This is a genomic window from Holdemania sp. Marseille-P2844 (assembly GCF_900120005.1).
In the GTDB taxonomy this organism is placed as follows: Bacteria; Bacillota_I; Bacilli_A; order Erysipelotrichales; family Erysipelotrichaceae; genus Holdemania.
Map to the genome: position 1 here is coordinate 338,707 of NZ_LT635452.1, position 22,833 is coordinate 361,539.

Here is a 22,833-nt window from a genome sequence, read left to right on the forward strand (position 1 = left end):
GACAGGAAATGCAAATGAAGTCAGGTTTGAAATTTTTAGTTTCCTGAAGAGCAGCGTCTGAGGAAATAATCATTCCGCGATGATATTGACAGGGAATGATATTATATCTATAATAGATATATCTTAAATGGATATATCGTGAATAGACTGTGAGGAATAGGAATGCCAAAACAAGATACCTTTGAAACAGAACAGCTGACCGACGCGGCGTTTTACATCTTATTAGCGCTGATCGAACCGCTGCATGGCTATGCGATTATGAAGTATATTGAACAGATGACAGGGGTTCCGGGAATGATCGGGCCCGGCACGTTGTATACGCTGCTTAAAAAGATGTGCGTCAACGAGCTGATCGCGCAGACAGCCGCAAAGGAAGGAAAGAAGTCCTATGTGCTGACCGATAAAGGAAAGACCTTATTGCGTCATGAATTGACCCGGCGGGAAACGATTGTTGCGGCGGCCCGGAAAAGAATGCAGGAGAAAGGAATGTAACTGATGAAGAAGAAAATCATATTAGCTCAGGGGCTTGTATTTGAGGAAGAGCAGGAAAAGCTGCGGCTGCAGAAGCTGGCGCAGGAAGGCTGGCTGTTTGAGAAGGCAGCCTGGGGTGGTTTATGCTGGGTGTTGGTTCAGGGTGAACCGCAGTTCAGACAGTATGAATTTGATTACCTGCCTTCTGATCCGGCTGAACGGCAGGAATATCTGGCATGGATGGAAGCTTCCGGCTGGCATCCGGCGTTTCGCCAGGATTCGATTGTCTTGTTCTGGACGGACGAAAAGCGGGCGCCGATTCATACGGATGCGGCGACAAAATTGGAATCCTATGCGCCGATCGCCCGGCAGATGAGCAGGATCAGTCTGATTCTGGGCGGCTTGCTGATCGGACTTTTGTTCTCCGGACTTCGAGGGAATGGGATCGCGCTGATCTTTGTAATCGGACTGATCGGTTTTATGATGACGATGTTGTGCGCTTCAGGCTATCGGGTTCGGATACAGCTGCTGAAACGTCAGGCGTCGCTGCAGGAGAAGCTTGACGACCGGCTGCGGAAACAGATTATTACCCGGACGGCTTTCGCACATTTGCTTCTGCTTTTATCGGCGCTGTATCTGGTGATGATCGCCTGTGCGCGCAAGCCGATGCCAGCTGGACTGTGGATTCTGATGATGCTGCAGGCCGGCGCCGGACTGGGGCTGAAACTGATCTGCTGGAAACAAAAAAAGAATCTCGGCTGATCTGGAAAAGCGTCTTTGATTTTAAAAGTAAAGCGATAATTCAATCATGGACTGGAAAAGAAAGCGAAACCCCTTGACCCGTCCCTGGCGTCCGGGCGTAAGTTAGAGGTAAGGAGGATGGCAATAGAAAATGTCAGGGATTTGTAATAAATAAAATAAGAAAAATATGATAAAATAAGAAACATAAAAATGGGAGGGCGATTTCAATGATTGAAGTCTATCACGTAACAAAAAAGTACGGTTCGTTTAAAGCGGTTGACGATCTGTCGCTGACGGCGCACAACGGCCGGATTACGATTCTTCTGGGCCCCAATGGGGCAGGTAAATCCACGACGATTAAAAGTATCGCAGGTCTGCTTAAATTTGACGGTAAAATTCTGATCGACGGTTTTCCGAATTCGTCGATTGATGCGAAACGGCGCTTCGGCTACATTCCGGAAACGCCGGTGCTGTACGAGCAGCTGACGATTCGGGAACATATCCAGTTTATCAGCCGGGCTTATCAGGCCGAAGCGGGAGAAGCTCGGGCACAGGCGCTGCTGGAACGGCTGGAGCTGGCGGACAAGGCGAAAAAAACGGCCCGCGAATTATCCAAAGGGATGTCGCAGAAGCTGTCAATGGTGTTGGCGTTATTGGCGGATCCGGATTCGATCCTGATCGACGAACCGATGATCGGACTCGATCCGGCGGCGATCGAAACGGTGCTGCAGCTGCTGAAAGAGCTGCGCGGCGCAGGCAAAAGCATTCTGATTTCCACGCATATCATCGACATGTTCGAGTCGCTGTGGGATGACGCGTATATTCTGCATCATGGAAAAATTGTGCGGGAAGTCCGGCGCGAGGATCTGGGCGATCAGTCGCTGAAGGAAATCTTCTTTGCCTGCACGCAGGGAGAACAGGGATGAACGCGCTCAGCTATCTGTTTTTTGTCAAGCTCAAAGCGCAGCTCCGCCGGCTGTTTTCCAAGCCTGTTTCAGCGATCGTAACGCTGTTCGTCCTGGCTTTCTTCGGTTTTTCCATTTATTCGGCAGTGTCAAACCGGGAAATGATGTCGGCGATGATGAACGTCCAGTCGGTGCAGGGGTGGATGATGTTGTTTTGCGGTTATGTGCTGTTTTTAATGACGGTTATGATCTTGCAGAAACGCTCTGCGATCGTGACGCGCGATGATGCTCAGTTTATTTTCGCAGGCCCGTTTACGCGAAAACAGACGCTGGCTTACTTATTGATTGAAACGGTCGAAGGCAGTCTGATCTATGCGCTGATCGCCGTGGCGTATATCTTAATGATGATGAGCTCCACTGTGATTCTGACCGTTCCGCTAGTGCTTTCGTTAATCCTGAGCAGCCTGTTGATGTTTTACTTTGCGTTTGCCTTATTTACCTGGTTTTATTTTCTGGAATTGGTGAAGCCGCAGGCGAAGTGGATAAAATATGGATTTCTGGCGGTGCTGCTGGGGTTTATCGGTCTGATCGCCATCCGCAACGTCGGTGTTGACGGCGGAATTCAGAGTACGATCACCCGGTTTGTAGCCGATCCGTTGTTTAACTGGGTACCGGTGTTCGGCTGGTGCAAAATGGCGTTAATCGGTCTGGTGAGCCAGGATATGACGGCCTGTCTGATCGGGTTTGCGGCGACGCTGCTTGTCTGCGCCGGGATTACCGCGCTGATTCTGAACGTTAAGGGTGATTTCTACGAACAGGCGATCATGGATGCGGAATGGATCAGCGAGCTGCGGCAGAATGCCCGCGCACGGCGCGCCCAGAGCCAAACCCACGAAAAGGTTGTTTCAGTGAAGCAGGCGCGCTTTGGCAGCGGAGCGGCGGCGCTGGTTTCCAAGAATCTTCTGATCCTGCGCAAGACGCGGCGGTTGCTATCGCTGCAGGAAGTGCTGCTGATCGTGATTTATCTGGGGATTGTCTGGATGAATGGACAAGGATTCGGTTTTTATCAGTTCTTCGTTCTGATCGTCCTGTTCACCAGTGCGACGACCGACCGGATCGCCCAGGATTTGCGGGTGTTCTATTTATATCTGATCCCGGACCGGCCGATGAAAAAGCTGGCGGCCCTGATGGTACCCTCGATGCTGCACATTGTGGCGGTGGTGTTCGCTTCGTTGGTTCTCTGTCCGTTTGTGCTGGGCAGCAGCTGGGCGGAACTCGTGCCGGCGGCGTTGATGATGACCGGTTTTGGGTGGCTGTTTCTCAGTGCCTCGCTGGTTTGTCTGCGCTTGATGAAAAGCCGCTCGACGCCGCTTATGGAACAGATGATCAAGATGGTTTTCTGTCTGATTCTGGCGATTCCTTACGGCATCACGGTCGTAACGCTGGTGATGATTCCGGGAGTGCCGGCGTTTATGATTCAGCTGGCGGGGCTGATTGTCAACGGTGTGATCGGACTGGCCTGTCTGGCGCTGGCGACGCCGTTGTTGTCCGGCAACAACCTGATGGCGGATTAAGCAAGCTTGGCGGCAGGGGGAGGAAGTCCAGCCTGATGACTGAGTGAAGAATCAAAAAAACAACGTCTGCGGAAAAGGATTCACGGGAATTCTTCCAGACGTTGTTTTATTTTGAACAGAATTGCCAAAAAGAATAAACGGATCGTCCGGCCTGAACCGCAGCCAGCCAATGTTAAAGCCGCAGATCAAAGTTCCTGGTTTCGTGTTTATCCGTTTTTCGGCCTGGCGCTTGCCGGGGGTTGGGACGAGGGTGAAGCTTGCGGAGTATTGGCGGGCTGAGGCGAAGTCTGGGGAGAAGCGGACGGCGTGACTTTCGAATTTGCCGGCGGTCCGTCCAGTGGATTGACAAAGCTGTCGATTTTCCAGACGCCCTGCTGCTTCACGAGAATAAACTCACTCGTTTCCTCAACTATCTGATCCTGAACCTGCCAGCTTGTCTTTGCGTCGAAGATCAGCTGTTCGTCATCCGCATCCTGCAGCGTGAATTCCGTTTTACGATATTGCCACGAAGCGGCAGCGGTATTGGCAACCCAGCGGGTCTGGCCGCCTTCGGTAACGATCCGCTTCCCAAAAGCGGAAGCTTCCATGGCCTGTCGGCCCGCGGCGGTGAAGAAGAAATCCATGATCTGCGCATAATTTACAATAGCAGTCTGCTGCTCGGCGTCGGCCGTGTCGAGGATGAAATAATTGGAGGATCCCTGGCACAGCTCTAAAATCAATTCCAGGCAAGCCTGTGCTTTTTCCACCGGATCGTCGCTGACTTTCACCTCAAGCGTGATTTCAACGGCATTGCCGGAGGAATCCTGAAACCGGGCCGGCAGGGAATACGTTCCCGGCACAGCATAATCAACGTCGCTGATCAGCCAGCGGAAGTTTTTGGCGAGCGTGGATTCACGGTTGAAATTATCACGCAGCTGAATCCCGGCGGTCTTCGCCGTCAGTTCGGGCGTTTCTCCCGCTAAAAAGACCGGCGGCTGTACAGGCAGCACACAGGTTGGCGCGGTGTGATCGACGGTGGTGACCTTCAGGGTTTTCACGTCGTAATAACCGTTTTTATCCACGGCTTTGACCTTGATATAGGAAGTCCCGAGCAGGGCATTGTTGGCGTTGTTCAGAAAGACGACGTTTTCCTGAGGCAGTTCGTTGCCCTGACTGTCGACAGCCTTGAAATAAGCGCGCAGCACATCTTCTGAAAAATCAGGCTGATTGACCTCGATGACGGCGTCTTCTAAAATCGTAATCTGCGGCGGGCCGGGATTTTCAACCCGCTTGGCGCAGCCGCTCAGAAGCAGGACACATAAAGTCAGCACCCCTGTTTTCTTCAGCATGTTTGAAAGCCTCCTTTCGCGTTTTGTATTTCTCCATTGATATTAATTTTATTCTATCATATTCTGAACGATGAACTTTCATTGCCGCCAATTCGTAAAAGAATTGAAAGAAATCGCGGAATGGATCGAAACTTGTCGGGACTTCTTCCAGGCAAAGGCATTGTCACTTTTTCCTGATTCTGGTAAACTGATGATAAGAAGGTGAAACCATGCAGGAAATCACAATGTTTATTTTAAAAAATTGCCCGTATTGCCGTCAGGCGCAAAAGGATCTCGACGCTTTGCTTGAAGATCCGCGTTATCGGAATATCCGGATTACAAAGATTGACGAAGGCGAGAATCCGCAGCTGGCGGAGCAATACGATTATTATTATGTCCCGACCTTTTATCTGGGCGCGCAGAAGAAACTGGAAGGCGCATTGACGCGGGCGCAGATTCAGGCGCTGCTGGACGAAGCGGCGACAGGATAGGCGGATGAAGGTTATGGACTGGTTGTTTCGCAGAGAGGTGCTGACGGATCAGGAAATTGATCTGGTCAAGGTTATGGAAATCAAACAAGAGGCGGGACGCGGCGATGTGCCGTCAATCGTTTTTGAGATCCGCGAACATGGGAAGCACACTGCTGTGGGACGCTGCGATCTGCGGATGGGGATGAATGAGGAACTGTATTATGCCGGTCAGATCGGGTATACCGTGTATCCGATGTACCGCGGGCATCATTACGCGCTCAAAGCCTGCCGGCTGTTGTTTCAGCTGGCGAAGCAGAAATACGGCATGGATTCGCTGATCATCACCTGCAATCCGGACAATCTGCCCTCACGGCGGACGCTGGAAGAGCTGGGCGGGGAATTAAAAGCGATTGTCGATGTGCCGAAGGCGCATTATCTGTATCAGTATGGCGACGTTCAGAAATGTATTTTTGAATATCACCTGTAACCGGCGCTGCCGGTTCTTTTCATATCATCCTGCTTGTTCGCTTTGTGAAGCTGAAGCAGAATGGACGCCAGGCCGCCACACTTTAGTCCAGGCAGGTTTTCCAAGCTTTTTCAACGCTTGTTTTCAAGCGGATCTTAAGAAAGTCTTTCGTGCAAAGTAGCGCGGATTTCGCTATAATAGGACGTATTGAGGGGTGAAAGCATGCCGGATTTTAATCTCCATACTCATACCGCCCGCTGCCATCACGCCGTTGGCACGGATGAAGCGTATGTTCAGGCGGCGATCAAAGCCGGATTGAAGGTTTTAGGCTTCAGCGATCATTGTCCCTTTGCTTGTTTAAGGGATCAGCGCGACCGCATGAACATTGAAGAAAAAGCCGGCTATCTAAACTCAATCGCAAACCTGAAAGAGAAATACCGGAATCAGATTACAATTCTTACCGGTTTTGAGTTTGAATATTTCCCATCGCTGCGTCCGGAGCTGCAAACGCTTCGGGAGGAAACGGACTATATGATCATTGGCAACCACTACCTGACCCCCGGCGGCATGGATTTCTGCGAGGCGGCAGCGGATGAAAGCGTATTGCTTTATGCGCGGCGGATCGCGATGGCGTTAGAGGAAGGTCTGGCGGATTATGTCGCGCATCCGGAATACTTTATGCTGAGCCGCGATCACTGGTCATTGGCATGCGACGAAGCGGCGCAAATTCTCTGCGCGGCGGCAGTGAAGGCCGGGGTACCGTTGGAAATCAATCTCAAGGGTATGAAGCATGGCAAACTGGCCTATCGCGAAGGCTGGCGCTACCCCTATCCATGGGCGCGGTTCTGGGAGATTGCCGGAAGCTTTGGCTGCACGGCGGTCTACGGGCTGGACGCTCATGCTCCGGAACAGTTTGCGCTGATGCCGCAGCGGATTGCCGAGGTGAAAACGTTTATTGATATAACAGGCGTGCGCGTTTGGGAACAGTGGGATGCGCTGCGTTTGGGAAAGAAGGAAAAGCGATGAAAAAAATATTGAATATCATGGCGAACCGGCTTTTCATCGTGGCCGTTTTAATTCTGCTTCAGCTGGGCTTAATCATCGGCGTGATGGTGAGTTTGTCCGGGTTCAAGCTGGTCAGCGACCTGCTTCGGTTCATCAACTTCTTTTTAATTATTTACATCGTGAATAAACAGGAAAATCCGTCGTATAAACTGGCCTGGATCATTCTGGTGCTCGTCTTCCCGCTGTTCGGCGGGTTGTTTTATCTGATGTTCGGGGGACGGAAAATGCCGAAGGCACTGCGTCGGGAAGCGATGGCGGAAGCGGCCAGGACGCATCCGGTGCTGCCGCGCAATGAAAAAATCCTGACTGAAATTGAGGATCAGAATGAACAGGTCGTCAAGCAGTTCCGGTACGTGCTCAACAACGCTTACTATCCGGTCTATAAGAATACGGAAGCGACCTATTGTCCGACCGGCGAGGTGAAGTTCTGGCACATGCTTCAGGAATTGAAGAAAGCCGAGCGGTATATCTTTCTGGAATATTTCATCATCGACAACGGAATCATGTGGGATTCCATTTTGGAAATCTTGATCGAAAAGGTGAAGCAGGGCGTCGATGTGCGGGTGATGTACGATGACGCCGGCTGCGTTTACACGCTGCCGGCCAATTACCGTAAAATCTTGGAAAAGCTGGGAATCCGCTGCGCCGTGTTCAATCCGTTAAAAGCCCGGCTGGTAATCCAGATGAATAACCGCGATCACCGCAAGATCTGTGTGATCGACGGAAAAATCGGCTTTGTCGGCGGAATCAATCTGGCCGACGAATACATCAATGCGTATGAGAAATACGGCCATTGGAAAGACACGGCGGTGATGCTGAAGGGCGAGGCCGTGTGGAGTCTGACCGTCATGTTCTTGCAGTTCTGGAACTTTGTTTATAAAGACATGGCCCCGAGTAACTACGACGATTACTGGCCGGTCTACAAGCCGGAGGAACAACCGCAGAGCGACGGTTACATCCAGCCGTTTTCCGACAGTCCGACGGACGAGGAAGAAGTCGGGGCGACGATTCATTTCAACATCATCAATCAGGCCCGGCATTACGTCTACATTCATACGCCGTATTTAATCATTGGCTATGAGATGCAGCGGGCTCTGGAAACCGCAGCCAAGGCCGGCGTCGATGTGCGCATCACGGTGCCGCACGTACCGGATAAAAAGCTGGTGTTTATGGTCACGCGCGCCAACTATGAGCCGTTGTTAAAAGCGGGCGTGAAGATTTACGAGTACACGCCGGGCTTTATTCATTCAAAATCCTTTGTCAGCGACGATGAGATCGGGCTGTGCGGCACGACCAACATGGATTACCGCAGCTACTATCTGCATTTTGAGTGCGGGGTGCTGACCTATAAGAGTTCGATCATCAAAGATATGAAGCAGGACTATATCGACACCCTGAAGGATTGCCGCGAAGTCACGCTGAAGGATTGCCGGGATACGCCGGCGGTAGTGCGGCTGGTCCGGGCCATCCTGAATCTGTTCGCACCGATGATGTAGGTGAATCGGCATCGGATGCTGACGGATGGCATGCCGGAAAGAATACTGAAATCCAGAAATGAGCAGAAAGAAGGCGCAGAGAATGAACAGCGTGCAGGTCAGCTTTCATCCCCATACCGAAGCGATTCCCCTGAAGTATGTCGTCATCGTTTTGTTTGACGGTGATCAGGTGCTGTGGGCGCGGCATGCCCGGCGGGCTACCTGGGAAATTCCAGGCGGCCATATTGAACCGGATGAAACTCCGCGTCAGGCGGCTGAACGCGAGCTGTGGGAGGAAACCGGCATCACCAAAGCGGCGCTTCAGCCATGCTGCATTTACACCGTCAGCCAGGATGAGCGGTCCACCAGCGGGATGCTTTATTATGCGACCTCAGGCGAACCGGGACCGCTTCCCGCATTTGAAATGGCGGAAGTCCGCTGGTTCAGCGGGCTGCCCGATGAGTTGACCTATCCTCAGATTCAGCCGCGGTTATGGCGGCAGGCAAAACGGATCAGGGCTGAGGATTTGGCAAAGTCCTTCACCCGTTAGCCCCGCGACGAAGATCACAATATCCATTTCCCGCAAAAACAGGCAGCCCGGTTATCCGGGCTGTTTCTTAAATGAACAGGGAAAACGGCGCATTTCCCAGACGATATGGATCGCACAACAGCTGTGCAGAATCGTTAAATGTCATCTTTTCTACTGATATAAGAACTTTTTTTGCGATCGAAGACAATTAAAGATTTTGTATAATGAACGCAGAAAGATGAGGATTGTGTCAATGAGAAAAAGATTGGTTTTCAGAGTCGACGACGTCGGCTATACGCCAGCCTATGACATGGGTGCGTTTAAGGCATTTGAATGCGGGATTGCGTCCTCCGCGGACGTGATGTTCGATTCGCCGGATACCGTCGCCGCGTTAACCTGGCTGAAAGATAAGCCGTGGCTGTCGATCGGCTGGCATCGGCATCTGTGGGAAAGTCCGATCCTGCCGCCGGAGGAAGTCCCTTCTTTAGTCAATGAAAAAGGCCGGTTTAAATGGGGACACCGGCATCCGGAGTTAATGCGGGAAGCAACCTATGAAGACGCGTATAAGGAATTTAACGCGCAGATGGAGCTGTGTTACCGCATTCTGGGTAAATATCCCGATGTCGCCAGCGTGAAAAACAGCGAGCTGCCGCTTGAAAAAGCATTTAAAGCGGTCGTGGAAAAATACGGAATCGCCTATAATATTTTTTCCTCCGCGCCGGATCATCGCCATCCGACGGAATGTGATCCGAAATATAAGGCATTGCGTTATTATTCTTACGGCCTGGCAACAAACTCCAGCTATAAGCTGGAAGATTTCAAAGATTATCAGCCGCTGGAAAAAATGATGGCGCTGCGGTGGACAGACGCCGAGGAAGTTTTCATGTATGGCTGGCATCCAGGCTATTGCGACGATCACATCATGGAAGAATCGACCTGTAATCTTCATCGATGCAAAGAGCTGCAGGCATGCACGAGCGAGGAATATAAAAACTGGATTATTGAAAACAAAATTGAATTGGTGAATCAGCGCGACGTTCTTTATGGAACAAACGAGTTTCAGGATCATTTGAAAGCGATCGGCAGTCCGCTGTGGATCGGAAATTTTAAATAAATTCCAACACCTGCGCCGCTTTGTCGAAAGCGGTCGGAAAAACAGGCGGAAAGGCTTGCATCTTCATCCTATTTTTGGTATATTGAACATACTTCTTGAGGGAGTAGTTTGCGTGGGGAAACCTGCGTGTCAAATCAACACAATGGCGGTTTGCCGCCTGGTTTGGCTTAATGAACAAGACTCAAGCATAGGCTTTAACGAGCTTATGCCTGGGTCTTTTTTTAGGAAGAAAGAGGGAAATGTATGGATGCAAATGTTATGGATGCGGTCACGTTAGTCATGTTAGCGGTCGGTTTGGCGATGGACGCATTTGCGGTGTCGATCACCGACGGCTTATGTTATGAAAACTTTCACCGCAAAGAAGCGCTGATCACTTCCGGGGCGTTCGGCTTGTTCCAGGGAATCATGCCGCTGATCGGCTATTTCTGCGGCCGGATGTTCAGCGACGCGATCAGCTCGATCGACCATTGGATCGCGCTGATTCTGCTGGGCGTGATCGGGCTGAATATGATTAAAGAAGCGTGGCAGGAAAGCCGGGAATCGGAATGTGAAAACTGCGGGAATAAAACGCTGACGCTGCCGACGATCTTGATGCAGGCAGTTGCCACCAGTATCGACGCTCTGGCAGTGGGAATCAGCTTCGCGGTCATTCACGTCAATATTTTTACTGCCTGTCTGTTGATCTGCGGTATCACTTTCGGACTGAGCCTGATCGGTGCGGCAATGGGGAAACGTTTCGGTTCGATGGTCAAAGAAAAAGCCCGGGTGCTGGGCGGTGTGATTTTGATTCTGATCGGGCTGCGGATCTTTGTGGAACACATGTTTTTCTGAAATCTGCGGAAATATCCTCATGAAAGTCATTGCAAAAATAAAAACTTCTTACGCGGGTAAGAGGTTTTTTTTAGATGAAATTGAAGGGAGTCAACGCAGCCGAAATAGAATTTCCCGGGCAATGGACCGGGGTTCGCGTCCGGTTGTTTCTATTTTTTCTGAGTCAATGTCGTCATAATGAGGAAGCCGGGCCAAGCTGCGCTCAAGACAGTCCGGTGTTCGCAGGCCCCGGTCGATGTCAGACTGCAGCTGGCGGCGCAGCTGAGCAGGGGAAGGCGATAAGGTAAAATGATTGAAAGTAAACTCGCCGTGAAGCCGTTTTAAAATCGAACGCACGGTTTCGGGGTCGTCCATCACCCAGCTGAACAAAATATAATCGAAGTCCGGCTGGGCGAGGAACTGATTCAATAAATAGGTAATATTGTCCAGAACCATCGCTTTGGTTTGATCATTAACCTGAAACGGCATCATCCAGCACCAATCCCCGTCCAGCCAGACGCTGCGGGTAAGCGGTTCGCTGCAGAAGCGGCGGATCGTGGTTTTTTCGCAGCCCATCGTAGCGCTGATAAAAATAACTTTCTTCATATTCACTTCCTGCCTTTGTTTTTGATTATAGCATGCTTTAGAAAGAATTAAGAATTTCCTTCAGTGTTCGGCGGAGGAACATGTTAAAATAAAATTAAGTTTATTTCGCAGATTGGGGATGTTTTATGAATACTCAACAAGGAAAAACCGCCGCGCGTCAACGGGCGGTTTCCTCGCGTTCTTCGTCAGGGAAACAGAAACGGGCACATAAACGTTACCGCCTGAAAGCGTCGGTCCGCCGCAAGCTGGCGATTTTGGGCGTGCTGGCAGGGCTGATCGTCGTCGCGCTGCTTTTGTTGTGGCTGTGGCCGGTGCGGGAAAATCGGATCTATCATACCGAAGGCGTGCAGCTGCAGACAGTCAATGGGATTGAAGTCGTGCATGATTACATTCCCGAGGGACATCAGAACCGGCCTGGGATCCAACGTGAGATCCACTGGATCGTCATTCACGAGACAGACAACGAAGCAGCCAGCGCGGACGCCTGGCATCATAACGAATATTTAAAGACGAATGAAACGGATATCAATTCCTGGCATTATACGGTTGACGATCATTCCATCTATCATTCCCTGCCGGATGAGGAAGTCGGCTGGCATGCGGGCGATAAAATGACGGAAAACGGCGGCAATATGACGGGCATCGGTATCGAGCTGTGCGTCAACGAAGGCAATGATTTTGAAAAGACAATGGAAAACGCGGCCGCACTGTGCGCCGAACTGATGAAGGTGTATGATCTGCGAATTGAAGATATCAGGCAGCATCATGATTTCTCCGGCAAGGACTGTCCGCATCGGATTTTATCAGCCAAAAGGACGGAAGAATTCGTAAAAATGGTTCAAGAAGCGACGAAACCATGATTTTGTAGTGGTAAATTCAGTTTTTTTTGTTACAATAAATGACTGGATGATTGAGGTGAATTTATGGGAAAAACCGGACTGGTTTTAGAAGGCGGCGGCATGCGCGGCGCCTATACGGCTGGGGTTTTGACATGGCTGATCGACCAGGGCATCGAATTTGACTACGGCGTGGGCATTTCGGCCGGCGCGATGAACCTGTGCAGCTTTGCGATGCGGAATAAGCAGTATCTGTATGATGTCGGTGTTATCTACATGCCGGACAAACGGAATGTAGGACTGAATCCATTATTCAAGGAACGGCATTACGTTGGCTATGACTTCATGTTTGACCGGCTGCTGAAGGACACGATCCATTATAAACTGGACGCACTGCGAAAGTCGCCGATGGAGATTGAGATCGGCCTGTTCAATTTAAATACTTCCAAAGTGGAGTGGGTCAGGAAACAGGAACTGGACGACGATCTGCGGCTGTTAAAAGGGGCTTGCACCTTACCGCTGGCCGGCTCGCCGGTGCCTTATCGCGATGGATTGTATATCGACGGCGGCGTCACGACGATGGTGCCGATCAAGCGTTCACTGGGGTATGGCTGCGATAAGCATCTGGTGATCGTGACCAAGGATGAGGGCTATGTGCGCAAGCCGAGCAGTAAGATGCTGCTGAACAGCTCGAAGCTGGCGTATCATAATCAGGCGTTGATCGACGCGCTGAAAATCCGCAGCGATGTATATTATGAAGAAATGAATCTGGTTGGTGATTTACAGAAGGAAGGCAGAGCGTTGTTGTTAAGACCTTCCAAGAATCTGGGCGTGAAGCGGTTCTCCGGCGATGCGGAAGCTTTGAAGCAGTTATTTGAACTGGGCAAGGTCGATTGTGAAACGCGGAAAGCGGAGCTGCTGGATTTCCTGGGCAAAGTATGAGTTCAATGCAAAAAGAAACAAAAACGATTTCTGATCAGTTTGATCAGGAATTTTTTTGTTTTTCGCTCTGCGCACTCTCCCGACCTATTCCATTGGCTTCTGAAACAGGCAAGCATTCAAGCGTGAAGATCAGAATTAATAAGCGTAGATAACAGAGTAGATAACAGAAATAAGATAGTGATATTATGATAAAATGTTTAATTTTACTTTTTTACTATTTTAATTACTGAAAATTTGAGTACAATAAGAAGATAGTCACTAAAAAAGGATACTTAAAAGAAATATGATGAAATATAAAGCCATGATTAATCACGTGATTCAACTAAAAAAAGAGAAACCGATCCTGATGTGGGCCGGTACAATTCTGATCATCGCGCTCGTTTCATTCTTGATCGCTTCGTTCTTCTGCTTTCCCTTTAACAACGGTCAGGTTCATCTGGGCGCCGATACCGGTTTCCACATCAACCGGATTATCAGCCTGATGGAGGCCCAGCAGAACAACGTCGAATACCCCTATCTGTTCTGGAATCAGAATTACAATTTCGGATATCCGACGCCGATCTTTTACTGCAACCTCTTTCTGTACTGGCCGGCCGCGCTGTTGACGGACGGCATGCTTCCGGTGCTGGTGTATAAGAAGTATGTGTTCGGGTTAGTCTGGATTGCGACGATGATGATCGGTCTGTGCAGCTATAAGGTAAGCAAGCGCAGCGGTTACGCGGCGATTCTGGCGATGCTGCTGTTCATGCTGAACACTCACAGCATTACCGATATTCTGCGGCGGGGCGGACTGGGCGAGCTGCTGGCGCTGGTCTTCATTCCGATCTGTCTGGCGGGAATCTATCAGACGATGTACAAGGACAGCCGGCGCTGGATCTGGCTGGCGGTGGGGTATTGCGGCTTGGTGCTTTCGCACAACATCAGCTTTATCTTAATGTGCATTGTATTCGCGGTCTTCGCTTTGATCAACATGAAGAAGCTGTGGCGGGAAAAAATCCGGATCCTGAATATCCTGCAGGCGATTCTGGCGGCGCTGGCCTGCGCCTGGTTCTTCATCGCTCCGATGCTGGAACAGATGGGTGCGGTGGATATGGTCGTCTCGCATACGTTTAATCTGGGCGGCGGACTGGCGGCTTCCGCTGTCGATCTGTCGGAAATCTTCAACTTCACCGTCGATACTACGGTGTATCTGAATAATTCTCCGGGGCCGTTTCTGATCTTCATGCCGCTGATCGGCTTCGCGGTAAAGGAGAAGCGCAAGCGCAACCCGTTTATATTTCACTGTTGGATTATCGGCTATGCGTCGATGTTGATGATGACGAAGCTGTTTCCCTGGCAGCTGTTTCCGTTTTTCAGCTTCATGCAGTTTGTGCAGCGGCTGCTGCCGGTCTGCATTCCGATGCTGGCGCTGGCCGGCGGGTATTACTGGTCTGTTTTCATCCGGAATTTTAAGCGGGTGGAATTCAGGATCCTGCTGAAAACAGTCAGCGTAATCGTGATCTTGATTCCAACCTATTCTATGCTGAAGGTGAATTATGATCAGATCTACGGCTATCCGGATTCCATGACGGTGGAGGAAGCGCAGCTGAATGTTTATGGAGAAACCCAGGAAACTGCGGTCTACAATGTCCAGCAGTTAAGCAGCGCGGATTATCTGCCGTATGACGTGGACGTCGATTACAAGGATTACCGCGAATGGGTGAAATGGGCGGTGTCGCCAAGCGAATCGTTTATCGACAGCAGTATGAAGCGGCTGATCAATGATAAGAACGTTGATGAAAGCGAGTATGGGCATTTCAAGTTTGTTGTAAAATCGGGGCCAAGCGGCCAGTGGCTCACCGTCCCGCGGACGTATTATTACGGCTATGAGGTTGATGCGATCAAGGAGGGCGAAGTGATCGCCACGATTATTCCTTACGCTGCAAAGAACACCGGACTGGTCACGTTTGACATGTTGGAAAGTGAAGGGCCGATTACCTATGACGTCGTCTACCGCCCAACTTCCGTTCAGACTTCCAGCATGGCTTTTTCGATTGCAGCCGTAAAGGTTGTCCTTGTGCTTTATGTTCTGGAACGCATTCTGTATTACGCGCTGGCGCTGACCCGGGGATTTCGCAAAGCTTCAGCGAAATCGACGCAGCGACCGACAAATCCGAAACGGTCGGAATCGCGGGAATAGCGCGGGCTGGTTCTGATCAGGATCGCTGCAAAAATAAAGGAAATCATAAAACAGAAAGACGCCGGAAATACCGGCGTTTTTGGTTTGAGGCTGCCGGTCAGCCTGCTGCGGTGAAAGGAGATGGGGAGCAGTCACGAAAAAAGCGAGAACCCATTTCCTTTTAGTGTGTGTTGATAAAAAAATAACATGATATAATTTTAACAAGATTTAAGGAGGAAAATGAAGAATGAAAAAAGCAATGCTTTACCTGACCAGTTTCCTCATGATCTGTTCAATGGCCGGATGCTCAACTCCGAAGAAGGATGAGCCGGCGGCCGCGACAGGCATGAAGGCTGGGACGTACACCGCGACATCGCAGGGAATGAACGATGCCGTTGAAGTCACCGTTGAAGTCAGCGAGGACGCCATTGTTTCCGTTAAGGTAACAAAGGATTCAGAAACACCGGGGATCGGCGGCGTTTTGAAAAACGCGGCGGGAACGGAATTGGATGAAGGCGGGAAAGCACCGACAGTCTTGATTCCGGAAGAAATTGTAGCCAATCAGAGTTTGGACGTCGATACCGTAGCGGGCGCGACGATCACTTCCGCGGCGGTCATCAACGCTGTGAAAGACTGCCTGACGCAGGCAGGCGCGGATCCGGCGAACTGGATGAAGGAAGTCGCTTCTGAAGCACAGCAGGATCAGAGCGCAGACGTTGTCGTTGTTGGCGGCGGCGGAGCAGGCCTGGCGGCGGCGATCGCGGCTTCTCAGAAGGGCGCTAACGTTATCATCGTTGAAAAGAACGGTGAAGTCGGCGGCGATACCTTAGTCTGCGGCGCGATTTACAACACACCGGATGAACCTTTGCAGAACAAGGTAACGATGACGGACGCTGTGAAGACGACCGTTGAAAAAGCTCTGGCGGAAGATCCGATCAACGATGCGCATGCTGCTTTGCAGAAAGAAGTTCAGGCGCAGTGGGATGAATACAAGGCCAGCGGCCGTACCGATCTGTTCGATACGAAAGAATGGTATGCGCTGCAGACATGGATCAACGGCGATAAAGTCGGCGATCTCGATTTAGTCAAGGTTCTGTGCTACGATTCCTATGAAGGTCTGGAATGGATCGAATCACTGGGTATGGAATTCAGCGATATCATCGGCCAGGGCGCAGGCAGCTTGTGGCAGAGAACACATACGAGCACGATGCAGATGGGCACCGGCTTTATCTCCACGTATGTTGAAAACATTTTGAAAGATGAAAAGATTACCGTTCTGACCAGCAGCACCGCTGAAAAACTGGTTCAGGATGATGCAGGAAAAGTGACTGGCGTTGTCTGCAAGGACAAAGCGGGCAATGAATTCACCGTCAGCGCGAACATGGGCGTCGTTCTGGCAACCGGCGGTTTCGCAGCCAACAGCAAGATGGTTCAGGAATACAACACCTCCGGCAAGTGGAACGATTTGAGCAAGGTCATGACGACCAACCGTTTCAGCTGCTCGCAGGGCGACGGCATCTCGATGGCTCTGGAAGTCGGCGCTTCCTTAACCGATATGGAACAGATTCAGCTGCTGTACCTGGGCAACGTAAAAGATGGCCAGCTGACGAAATATCCGCCGCGTGACGTCAACGGCACCGATCAGATTATCTTCATCAACAAAGAAGGCAAGCGTTTCGTTCGTGAAGACGGCCGTCGTGACGAGATCTGTCTGGCTGTTATGGCGCAGACCGATTCGATGTTCTACATGCTGGAATCCGGCGACGGTGCGGGCTATGTTGACATTACCGACCCGAACTGGCGTTCAGCCGACGGATTTACGTTTGATTATTTGAAAGAAAACGGGTATATTTTAGTTGCGGATACATTGGAAGATCTGGCTTCTCAGATGGGCATTGACGCCGCGACGTTAAAAGAGACTGTTGACAGCTTCAACGCGGCTGCGGATGGCGGAACTGACGAATTCGGCAGAACGCTGTACTCCACAAAGCTCGAGAACGGACCATGGGTTGCGACAGCTCGTCAGGCTTGCGTCCATCATACGATGGGCGGCGTGACGATCGACACAGAAACCCGTGTTCTGAACGAAGCAGGCCAGCCGATTTCCGGTCTGTATGCAGCAGGCGAAATCACCGGCGGCATCCACGGTGCTAACCGTTTAGGCGGCAACGCGGTTGTTGATACGGTTGTCTTCGGTAAGCTGGCAGGCGAAACGGTCGTCGCTGACGCGAAGTAGTCCTCCAGATAACCAATGATTAAAAAAAGCATCCATTTTGACCATGGATGCTTTTGCAGTGAAGGAGAGCAACGATGGATATTAAACAGCTGATCACATTTCGGACCTTAGCCCAGGAAAAAAACTACATGAAGACCTCGGAGAAATTGAGCTATGCGCCCTCAACCCTGGCCAAGCACATTCGTTCGTTAGAGGATGAATTGCAGGTTCAGTTGGTGGAATACCGCAATGGAAAAATTGAGCTGACCTATGATGGGAAGCGGTTTATGCGCTACGCTGATGAGATGCTCAGTGTGTATTTCAAATTGCAGTATGAATTTGATCAGACGAAATCAGCGATCGGCACGATCCGGGTCGCAGGGGGCGAGCTGATGGTCGGTTTCGCATTCGGCGATTTCTTCGCGGCGGTGGAAAAGACGCAGCCGGAGCTGACGCTGCAGGTCAACGCGATCTGCTGCGCACGGGTGCCGGAATGGCTGAATCAGAACGAGGTGGACATCGGGTTTGTTCAGATGCTCAATACTCAGGAAAGCGAAGGGCAGCAGATCGTTCCGCTGTTTCAGGAACGGCTGTGTTTAATGACGTCGCCGAATCACCGGCTGGCGCAGCAGGAGGAAGTGCATCTTGGCGATTTGAACCGGGAGAATTTCTCCTATACCTATGAGGACTGCTGTTTCACCGACGAGTTCCGCCGGTGTCTGACCCAAAATGGCGCACGCCCGGCCTCGGAGTTATTTTTAGGCAGTATCCATGCCGTTATCAACACCGCCAAGGATGATAATCGGATCTGCCTGATTCCTTATGTTTGCGTGCCGAAAGTGCGGCAGATGGGACTGGTGCAGCTGAACTGGGTCGATCCGTTTGTTATTTACGACGTGATTCTGATTCAGAAAGGCGTCTACCGCAGCACCGGCATTAACAATTTGATCGAACAGGCCAAGGCGTATGCGGCGCAGGTGAAGAAAAATCCGGAGACCTCGCAGATCCAGCTGCTTTAGGCAAGCTGACGCATCCTGATGACGGACAATAAATTTCAATGGAGTGAAAGATCCTGCAGCGGGGATCTTTCTTTATAGCGGCGGTTCAATTTTCATTCTTTAAAGGCAGCGGAAAACGAGAATCAGATCGGATAAAAAATTCTGAAAATTCTACAAAATATGAATCGTTGATTGGAAATTAAGTTGAATAGGTCTATAATGAAAGCAACATAAGGGATAAAGAAGAGGGGGACTCAAAGCTATGACACAGACGAAACGCCTGAACAAACAAGAGCTTCGCCGCATCAATCTCCGCTGGATCTGGAATTCTCAGATTGGATGGAACTACGAACGCATGCAAGGATTGGGCTATTTGACAACCATGCTTCCGCTGATTGAAAAGCTGTATGGGGACCAGCCGGCGCTGAAGAAAAAAGCGCTGCAGGCGCATTCTGTCTTCTTCAACACCACGCCGGCCATGGGGGATATCATCGTCGGAATGAACGTTGCGATTGAGGAAGAAATGCAGGAAAACGGCGCGGGTATCGACGTCGCGTCTTCGATGAAGACTGCGCTGATGGGACCGTTCGCCGGTGTTGGGGATACGATTTTCAGCATGATTCCGGGCGCGGTGTTCGGCTCGATCGCGGCGACCATGGCCAAGGAAGGCAGCGTCGTCGGCATCATGATCTGGGAAATCTGGCTGATCGGCGTCCTGCTGCTGCGGTTCAAGTTGTACGACATCGGTTATCAACAGGGGGCTAAAATCGTCAATACGCTTTCCGGGATTAAAGAAACGATCACAGCTTCAGCGTCGGTGCTGGGGTTGACCGTGGTCGGCGGCATGATCGCCACGATGGTGAAATTTCCGCTGAAAACGCTGACGGTCAGTCTGGGCACAGATCCGAAGACCGGAGAAATGCTGCTGCAGGAATTCCCGCTTCAGAAATACATGGATTCAATTATGCCGGGGTTGATGCCGGCGTTGTTCGCAGTATTGTGCTACTGGATGCTGGGAAAGAAATGGATGAATTCCAACCGCCTGATTATCACGGTGTTGGTGCTGGCGATCGTGCTGGCGTCGTTGGGGATTGTAGAAGTATAAACTGAATTATAATAAAGGAATTGGCCTGACATTATTGAATGTCAGGCTTTTTTTCGGGATTAATCCGAAAATAAGCTTCTTTCAATTAGGAAGAAGCTGCTAAGTGGCTGAAGGCGCATCCCAGTCCTGCGGAACAGGGCAGGTCAAACAGAACAGGTCAATACAAAAAAGATCCGGCAGAGAAAGCCGGATCGTTGATTAGAAAGCGTTTAACGCAGATACAATTCGTAATATTCGTCATAGGTCAGACCGGAATCATGCACCTTGGTCGCCAGCTCGACGCCCAGGTAGCGATAATGCCAAGCTTCATAGTTGTAACCGGTGATCGTTTCCTTCCCTTCCGGATAACGCAGGATCCAGCCGAAGCGGTGCGCATTTTGCTGCATCCATTGGAATGCTTCGGTATCGGCGAACTTGGACAGCTGCGCGCCGGTGGCAGCCATATCGACGGTCAGTCCTGTCTGATGCTCGGAGAAACCCGGCCGGGCTGAAATTGAGTCCGCCCACTCCTGACCTTTAGAATTGACGTAGCCGTTGTACAGATCGACCTGATACTGATAATCGCGGTAAGAGGAGGAGGCATACATCTTCGGCTTGCCGCCGGCGTTCAGCTCGTCGCACATCGCGGCCATCGCATCCGCCGCTTCCTGGCGCAGGTAACAATCTTTCGCGGCATAGGTCAGGCTTAACGGCACCAGATCATCCGGAGCGTAGTTTTCACCGAGGTAATAGCGCTTGTTCACGATCATGCTGACATCCTTCGCGTCGGAAGCCGACGTGCTGTCATACCAATGGACGTAGCTGCCGCTCAGCTCAAAATGATTCTCACTGTTGACGTCGCGATGATCGGTGCAGTCCTGGATATAAGCGTCGACATCGCTGACATAATCAAACACCAATAACGGCGTGATCTCCCAGAAATTCAATTTCTCAAACAATTTCAGACAGGAGTCCTCGGGATAATTCCGGGCCCGCAGGCGATCGTAAAGCCGTGTGTCGTCTTCGCTCAGCGAATCGGTGACCAGATACAGCCGCAGATAATCTTTATTGAAGTTCTCAGATGCCAGCGCGGCGTTGAGATTGTCGGAATACAGCTTATCATTGAGAATCGTTTTGGTCAGCTTCTGCCGCTTGATCATCGCGATGCTTTCTTTGGAATAGCCCAGGCTTTTCAGCTTGTTATCGGTTGTAATTTTCGGAATGGTCGTGAGAGAGAAGACCAGCACGATCGCCGCGGCGATGCCGATCAAGCCGTAAAGTACGGATTTGCGGATCCGTCTGCGCCGTCTGCGCTTAACCCTGCGCTTTTTCACGGGTGGTTTTGTTGCCATGATCAAAAACTCCTTTCATTCATCTCAGGACGGATAAAATAAATTCCATGGAACGCTGTTTGGCGGAGGACAGGTAAACGTCATCGTTTCCTGTGTTACCGGATGACGCAGCGTCAGCGATACCGCCCACAGCGCGATCTGCTGCCCGGGACGAGCCTGCGGATTGTAGCGCTGATCGCCCCACAAGGGGGTGCGGCGGCTGGCAAACTGCACGCGGATCTGATGCGGCCGGCCGGTTTCCAACTGGATCTCAGCCAGCGTCAGTCCATCTTTTTCACCCTGGATTTGATAGCTTAGAATTGCTTCTTTGGCTTTCGGCGTGTTGGGTGCGGCCGTGCGCACAGTATTGGTCTTTTCATTTTTAATCAGCCAGTCTTTCAACGTCGCTGAAGCGGCGTGAGGACGCCCGCATAAAATGGCTTGGTAGGTTTTCTTCAAGCCGCGGGTGCGGACCTGATCGCTGAGCCGGGAAGCAGCTTTGGAGGTTTTGGCAAACACCATGACCCCGCCGACCGGGCGATCCAGCCGATGAACTAAACCGAGGTAGACGTTGCCCAGTTTCTGATACCGCTCTTTTAAGTCCTGCTTTAATAGCGTTAAGAGATCCGGATCCCGGCTGTCGTCGGCCTGCACTGCCATGTTGACGGGCTTGACGACGACCAGCAGGTGATTATCCTCATAAAGAATTTTGAACTTCATCGTCTTCGTCGCTCCACGCGCCGTAAATTCCGCACGGCAGGATCATGTGATCCTGAGTGATCGGCAGCCCGACTTCCCCGGCGAACACATAACCATTCGGATGACAGTGCAGCACGGTTGTGCGCAGAATATTTTCCAGAACGATGGAGGAAAAACCGGTCGTATAGGAATTGACGAGCAGAAACAGCGCGTCGTCGTCCAGAATCTCCAGGCAGGCGTTCACTAATTCGTTGATCTGATCCTCCAGCTTCCACACTTCGCCATTCGGCCCCCGGCCATAGGACGGCGGATCCATCAGAATGCCCTGATAGGTATGACCGCGGCGCTTTTCGCGCGCGACAAATTTCAGGACGTCGTCGACGATAAAGCGGATTGTACGGTTTTCCAGATGGGACAGCGCCATGTTTTCCTTGGCCCACTGAACCATGCCCTTGCTGGCGTCGACATGCACGACTTCATCGGCCCCGGCGCTGGCGCACGCCATCGTCGCTCCGCCGGTGTAGGCGAACAGGTTCAGGATCCGGACCGGCCGGCCGTCGGCTTTGGCCTTGCGGATTTTACTCTGCATCCAATCCCAGTTGACTGCCTGCTCCGGGAACAGCCCGGTATGCTTGAAGCCGGTTGGGGAAACCTTAAAGGTCAGCTCTTTATACGATACCGTCCAGGTTTGCGGGACGGCCTGCTTGAATTCCCAGCTTCCTCCGCCCCGGTTTGAACGGTGATAATGCGCATGCACGCGGTTCCATCCGGCGTGCTCCGTGCGCTTCCAGACCGCTTGGGGATCTGGCCGGCGCAGTATGATATTCTGCCAGCGCTCGAGCTTTTCACCGTCGCCCGCGTCGCAGCATTCGTAATCTTTCCATTGATTTGCAATTCGTTTCATCCTTTTGATTCTCCTTATTTGTACATTATAGCATGGCTTGAAGGGAATCGCGGAGAATGCTGGAAAAATTAAGAAAGTTGAAAAAATAGTTCACCTCCGTGTCAGAGTTTGATAAAATAAAAAGCATCGAGGT

General features: G+C 51.1%; 22 protein-coding genes. 17 read left to right on the forward strand and 5 right to left on the reverse strand.

What is annotated here, in order from left to right:
* The first annotated feature begins 162 nt into the window (after nt 1-162).
* The 4 genes from BQ7364_RS11505 to BQ7364_RS11520 all read left to right on the forward strand — a co-directional run bounded on the left by BQ7364_RS11505 (nt 163) and on the right by BQ7364_RS11520 (nt 3,691).
* Nucleotides 163-492 carry a PadR family transcriptional regulator gene (locus BQ7364_RS11505; protein WP_072684848.1) on the forward strand — a complete coding sequence of 110 codons (330 nt, stop codon included), beginning with the start codon at nt 163-165 and terminating at the stop codon, nt 490-492.
* A gap of 3 nt (nt 493-495) precedes the next feature.
* Nucleotides 496-1,233 (forward strand): DUF2812 domain-containing protein, encoded by a 738-nt coding sequence (locus BQ7364_RS11510; RefSeq protein ID WP_072684849.1) that lies wholly within the window; start codon nt 496-498, stop codon nt 1,231-1,233.
* A gap of 206 nt (nt 1,234-1,439) precedes the next feature.
* Nucleotides 1,440-2,138, forward strand: coding sequence for an ABC transporter ATP-binding protein (locus BQ7364_RS11515; protein WP_072684850.1), 699 nt, complete (start codon nt 1,440-1,442; stop codon nt 2,136-2,138).
* A complete protein-coding gene (locus BQ7364_RS11520) occupies nt 2,135-3,691 on the forward strand; it encodes a putative ABC exporter domain-containing protein (RefSeq protein ID WP_072684851.1) in 1,557 nt (518 codons plus the stop codon). The genes BQ7364_RS11515 and BQ7364_RS11520 overlap by 4 nt, the downstream gene beginning before the upstream one ends.
* A 206-nt stretch (nt 3,692-3,897) precedes the next feature.
* Here the strand turns inward: BQ7364_RS11520 and BQ7364_RS11525 are convergent, their stop codons facing one another.
* A complete protein-coding gene (locus BQ7364_RS11525; RefSeq protein ID WP_072684852.1) occupies nt 3,898-5,019 on the reverse strand; it encodes a putative periplasmic lipoprotein in 1,122 nt (373 codons plus the stop codon).
* Between the two features lie 209 nt (nt 5,020-5,228).
* Between BQ7364_RS11525 and BQ7364_RS11530 the strand changes: the two genes are divergently transcribed.
* The 7 genes from BQ7364_RS11530 (at nt 5,229) to BQ7364_RS11560 (ending at nt 10,948) form a co-directional block, all read left to right on the forward strand.
* Nucleotides 5,229-5,489 carry a thioredoxin family protein gene (locus tag BQ7364_RS11530; RefSeq protein WP_072684853.1) on the forward strand — a complete coding sequence of 87 codons (261 nt, stop codon included), beginning with the start codon at nt 5,229-5,231 and terminating at the stop codon, nt 5,487-5,489.
* Between the two features lie 13 nt (nt 5,490-5,502).
* A complete protein-coding gene (locus BQ7364_RS11535; protein ID WP_072684854.1) occupies nt 5,503-5,955 on the forward strand; it encodes a GNAT family N-acetyltransferase in 453 nt (150 codons plus the stop codon).
* A gap of 201 nt (nt 5,956-6,156) precedes the next feature.
* Nucleotides 6,157-6,960, forward strand: coding sequence for a histidinol-phosphatase (locus BQ7364_RS11540; RefSeq protein WP_072684855.1), 804 nt, complete (start codon nt 6,157-6,159; stop codon nt 6,958-6,960).
* Entirely contained in the window at nt 6,957-8,495 is a 1,539-nt protein-coding gene (gene cls / locus BQ7364_RS11545; protein ID WP_072684856.1) for a cardiolipin synthase, read from the forward strand. The genes BQ7364_RS11540 and cls overlap by 4 nt, the downstream gene beginning before the upstream one ends.
* Nucleotides 8,496-8,577: 82 nt before the next feature.
* Nucleotides 8,578-9,024 carry an NUDIX hydrolase gene (locus tag BQ7364_RS11550; RefSeq protein WP_072684857.1) on the forward strand — a complete coding sequence of 149 codons (447 nt, stop codon included), beginning with the start codon at nt 8,578-8,580 and terminating at the stop codon, nt 9,022-9,024.
* A 232-nt stretch (nt 9,025-9,256) separates the two neighbouring features.
* Nucleotides 9,257-10,117 carry a ChbG/HpnK family deacetylase gene (locus BQ7364_RS11555; protein WP_072684858.1) on the forward strand — a complete coding sequence of 287 codons (861 nt, stop codon included), beginning with the start codon at nt 9,257-9,259 and terminating at the stop codon, nt 10,115-10,117.
* Between the two features lie 243 nt (nt 10,118-10,360).
* Nucleotides 10,361-10,948, forward strand: coding sequence for a manganese efflux pump MntP (locus tag BQ7364_RS11560; RefSeq protein ID WP_006061254.1), 588 nt, complete (start codon nt 10,361-10,363; stop codon nt 10,946-10,948).
* Between the two features lie 90 nt (nt 10,949-11,038).
* On the opposite strand, the gene BQ7364_RS11565 is transcribed toward BQ7364_RS11560, so the two are convergent.
* The gene (locus BQ7364_RS11565) at nt 11,039-11,533 is read right to left on the reverse strand and encodes a hypothetical protein (RefSeq protein WP_072684859.1); all 495 of its coding nucleotides are present in this window, start codon (nt 11,531-11,533) and stop codon (nt 11,039-11,041) included.
* 125 nt (nt 11,534-11,658) lie between these two features.
* Here BQ7364_RS11565 and BQ7364_RS11570 point away from each other — a divergent pair, with 125 nt between their 5' ends.
* The 6 genes from BQ7364_RS11570 (at nt 11,659) to BQ7364_RS11595 (ending at nt 19,787) form a co-directional block, all read left to right on the forward strand.
* Nucleotides 11,659-12,393, forward strand: a complete 735-nt coding sequence (locus BQ7364_RS11570; protein WP_072684860.1) for a peptidoglycan recognition protein family protein — start codon at nt 11,659-11,661, stop codon at nt 12,391-12,393.
* A 63-nt stretch (nt 12,394-12,456) separates the two neighbouring features.
* Entirely contained in the window at nt 12,457-13,311 is an 855-nt protein-coding gene (locus tag BQ7364_RS11575; protein WP_072684861.1) for a patatin-like phospholipase family protein, read from the forward strand.
* A 283-nt stretch (nt 13,312-13,594) separates the two neighbouring features.
* Nucleotides 13,595-15,490 carry a hypothetical protein gene (locus BQ7364_RS11580; RefSeq protein WP_072684862.1) on the forward strand — a complete coding sequence of 632 codons (1,896 nt, stop codon included), beginning with the start codon at nt 13,595-13,597 and terminating at the stop codon, nt 15,488-15,490.
* Nucleotides 15,491-15,716: 226 nt separating this feature from the next.
* Nucleotides 15,717-17,705 carry an FAD-dependent oxidoreductase gene (locus BQ7364_RS11585; protein ID WP_072684863.1) on the forward strand — a complete coding sequence of 663 codons (1,989 nt, stop codon included), beginning with the start codon at nt 15,717-15,719 and terminating at the stop codon, nt 17,703-17,705.
* A gap of 74 nt (nt 17,706-17,779) precedes the next feature.
* Nucleotides 17,780-18,703, forward strand: coding sequence for a LysR family transcriptional regulator (locus BQ7364_RS11590; RefSeq protein WP_072684864.1), 924 nt, complete (start codon nt 17,780-17,782; stop codon nt 18,701-18,703).
* Between the two features lie 241 nt (nt 18,704-18,944).
* The gene (locus BQ7364_RS11595; protein ID WP_072684865.1) at nt 18,945-19,787 is read left to right on the forward strand and encodes a PTS system mannose/fructose/sorbose family transporter subunit IID; all 843 of its coding nucleotides are present in this window, start codon (nt 18,945-18,947) and stop codon (nt 19,785-19,787) included.
* A gap of 209 nt (nt 19,788-19,996) precedes the next feature.
* Here BQ7364_RS11595 and BQ7364_RS11600 read toward each other — a convergent pair whose 3' ends face one another.
* The 3 genes from BQ7364_RS11600 to BQ7364_RS11610 are packed head-to-tail and all read right to left on the reverse strand — an operon-like array spanning nt 19,997 to nt 22,700.
* Complete coding sequence (locus BQ7364_RS11600; RefSeq protein WP_072684866.1) at nt 19,997-21,118, reverse strand: M15 family metallopeptidase; 1,122 nt, start codon at nt 21,116-21,118, stop codon at nt 19,997-19,999.
* 24 nt (nt 21,119-21,142) lie between these two features.
* The gene (locus tag BQ7364_RS11605; RefSeq protein ID WP_072684867.1) at nt 21,143-21,817 is read right to left on the reverse strand and encodes an RluA family pseudouridine synthase; all 675 of its coding nucleotides are present in this window, start codon (nt 21,815-21,817) and stop codon (nt 21,143-21,145) included.
* Nucleotides 21,795-22,700, reverse strand: coding sequence for a class I SAM-dependent methyltransferase (locus BQ7364_RS11610; protein ID WP_072684868.1), 906 nt, complete (start codon nt 22,698-22,700; stop codon nt 21,795-21,797). The genes BQ7364_RS11605 and BQ7364_RS11610 overlap by 23 nt, the downstream gene beginning before the upstream one ends.
* Nucleotides 22,701-22,833: the final 133 nt, after the last annotated feature.

Coding starts and splice junctions, on each gene's coding strand:
- BQ7364_RS11605 (WP_072684867.1), bottom strand. CDS start 21,817: ATGAAGTTCAAAATTCTTTATGAGGATAATCACCTGCTGGTCGTCGTC.
- BQ7364_RS11585 (WP_072684863.1), top strand. CDS start 15,717: ATGAAAAAAGCAATGCTTTACCTGACCAGTTTCCTCATGATCTGTTCA.
- BQ7364_RS11530 (WP_072684853.1), top strand. CDS start 5,229: ATGCAGGAAATCACAATGTTTATTTTAAAAAATTGCCCGTATTGCCGT.
- BQ7364_RS11560 (WP_006061254.1), top strand. CDS start 10,361: ATGGATGCAAATGTTATGGATGCGGTCACGTTAGTCATGTTAGCGGTC.
- BQ7364_RS11595 (WP_072684865.1), top strand. CDS start 18,945: ATGACACAGACGAAACGCCTGAACAAACAAGAGCTTCGCCGCATCAAT.
- cls (WP_072684856.1), top strand. CDS start 6,957: ATGAAAAAAATATTGAATATCATGGCGAACCGGCTTTTCATCGTGGCC.
- BQ7364_RS11540 (WP_072684855.1), top strand. CDS start 6,157: ATGCCGGATTTTAATCTCCATACTCATACCGCCCGCTGCCATCACGCC.
- BQ7364_RS11610 (WP_072684868.1), bottom strand. CDS start 22,700: ATGAAACGAATTGCAAATCAATGGAAAGATTACGAATGCTGCGACGCG.
- BQ7364_RS11555 (WP_072684858.1), top strand. CDS start 9,257: ATGAGAAAAAGATTGGTTTTCAGAGTCGACGACGTCGGCTATACGCCA.
- BQ7364_RS11600 (WP_072684866.1), bottom strand. CDS start 21,118: ATGGCAACAAAACCACCCGTGAAAAAGCGCAGGGTTAAGCGCAGACGG.
- BQ7364_RS11515 (WP_072684850.1), top strand. CDS start 1,440: ATGATTGAAGTCTATCACGTAACAAAAAAGTACGGTTCGTTTAAAGCG.
- BQ7364_RS11570 (WP_072684860.1), top strand. CDS start 11,659: ATGAATACTCAACAAGGAAAAACCGCCGCGCGTCAACGGGCGGTTTCC.
- BQ7364_RS11565 (WP_072684859.1), bottom strand. CDS start 11,533: ATGAAGAAAGTTATTTTTATCAGCGCTACGATGGGCTGCGAAAAAACC.
- BQ7364_RS11520 (WP_072684851.1), top strand. CDS start 2,135: ATGAACGCGCTCAGCTATCTGTTTTTTGTCAAGCTCAAAGCGCAGCTC.
- BQ7364_RS11550 (WP_072684857.1), top strand. CDS start 8,578: ATGAACAGCGTGCAGGTCAGCTTTCATCCCCATACCGAAGCGATTCCC.
- BQ7364_RS11580 (WP_072684862.1), top strand. CDS start 13,595: ATGATGAAATATAAAGCCATGATTAATCACGTGATTCAACTAAAAAAA.
- BQ7364_RS11505 (WP_072684848.1), top strand. CDS start 163: ATGCCAAAACAAGATACCTTTGAAACAGAACAGCTGACCGACGCGGCG.
- BQ7364_RS11590 (WP_072684864.1), top strand. CDS start 17,780: ATGGATATTAAACAGCTGATCACATTTCGGACCTTAGCCCAGGAAAAA.
- BQ7364_RS11525 (WP_072684852.1), bottom strand. CDS start 5,019: ATGCTGAAGAAAACAGGGGTGCTGACTTTATGTGTCCTGCTTCTGAGC.
- BQ7364_RS11575 (WP_072684861.1), top strand. CDS start 12,457: ATGGGAAAAACCGGACTGGTTTTAGAAGGCGGCGGCATGCGCGGCGCC.
- BQ7364_RS11510 (WP_072684849.1), top strand. CDS start 496: ATGAAGAAGAAAATCATATTAGCTCAGGGGCTTGTATTTGAGGAAGAG.
- BQ7364_RS11535 (WP_072684854.1), top strand. CDS start 5,503: ATGGACTGGTTGTTTCGCAGAGAGGTGCTGACGGATCAGGAAATTGAT.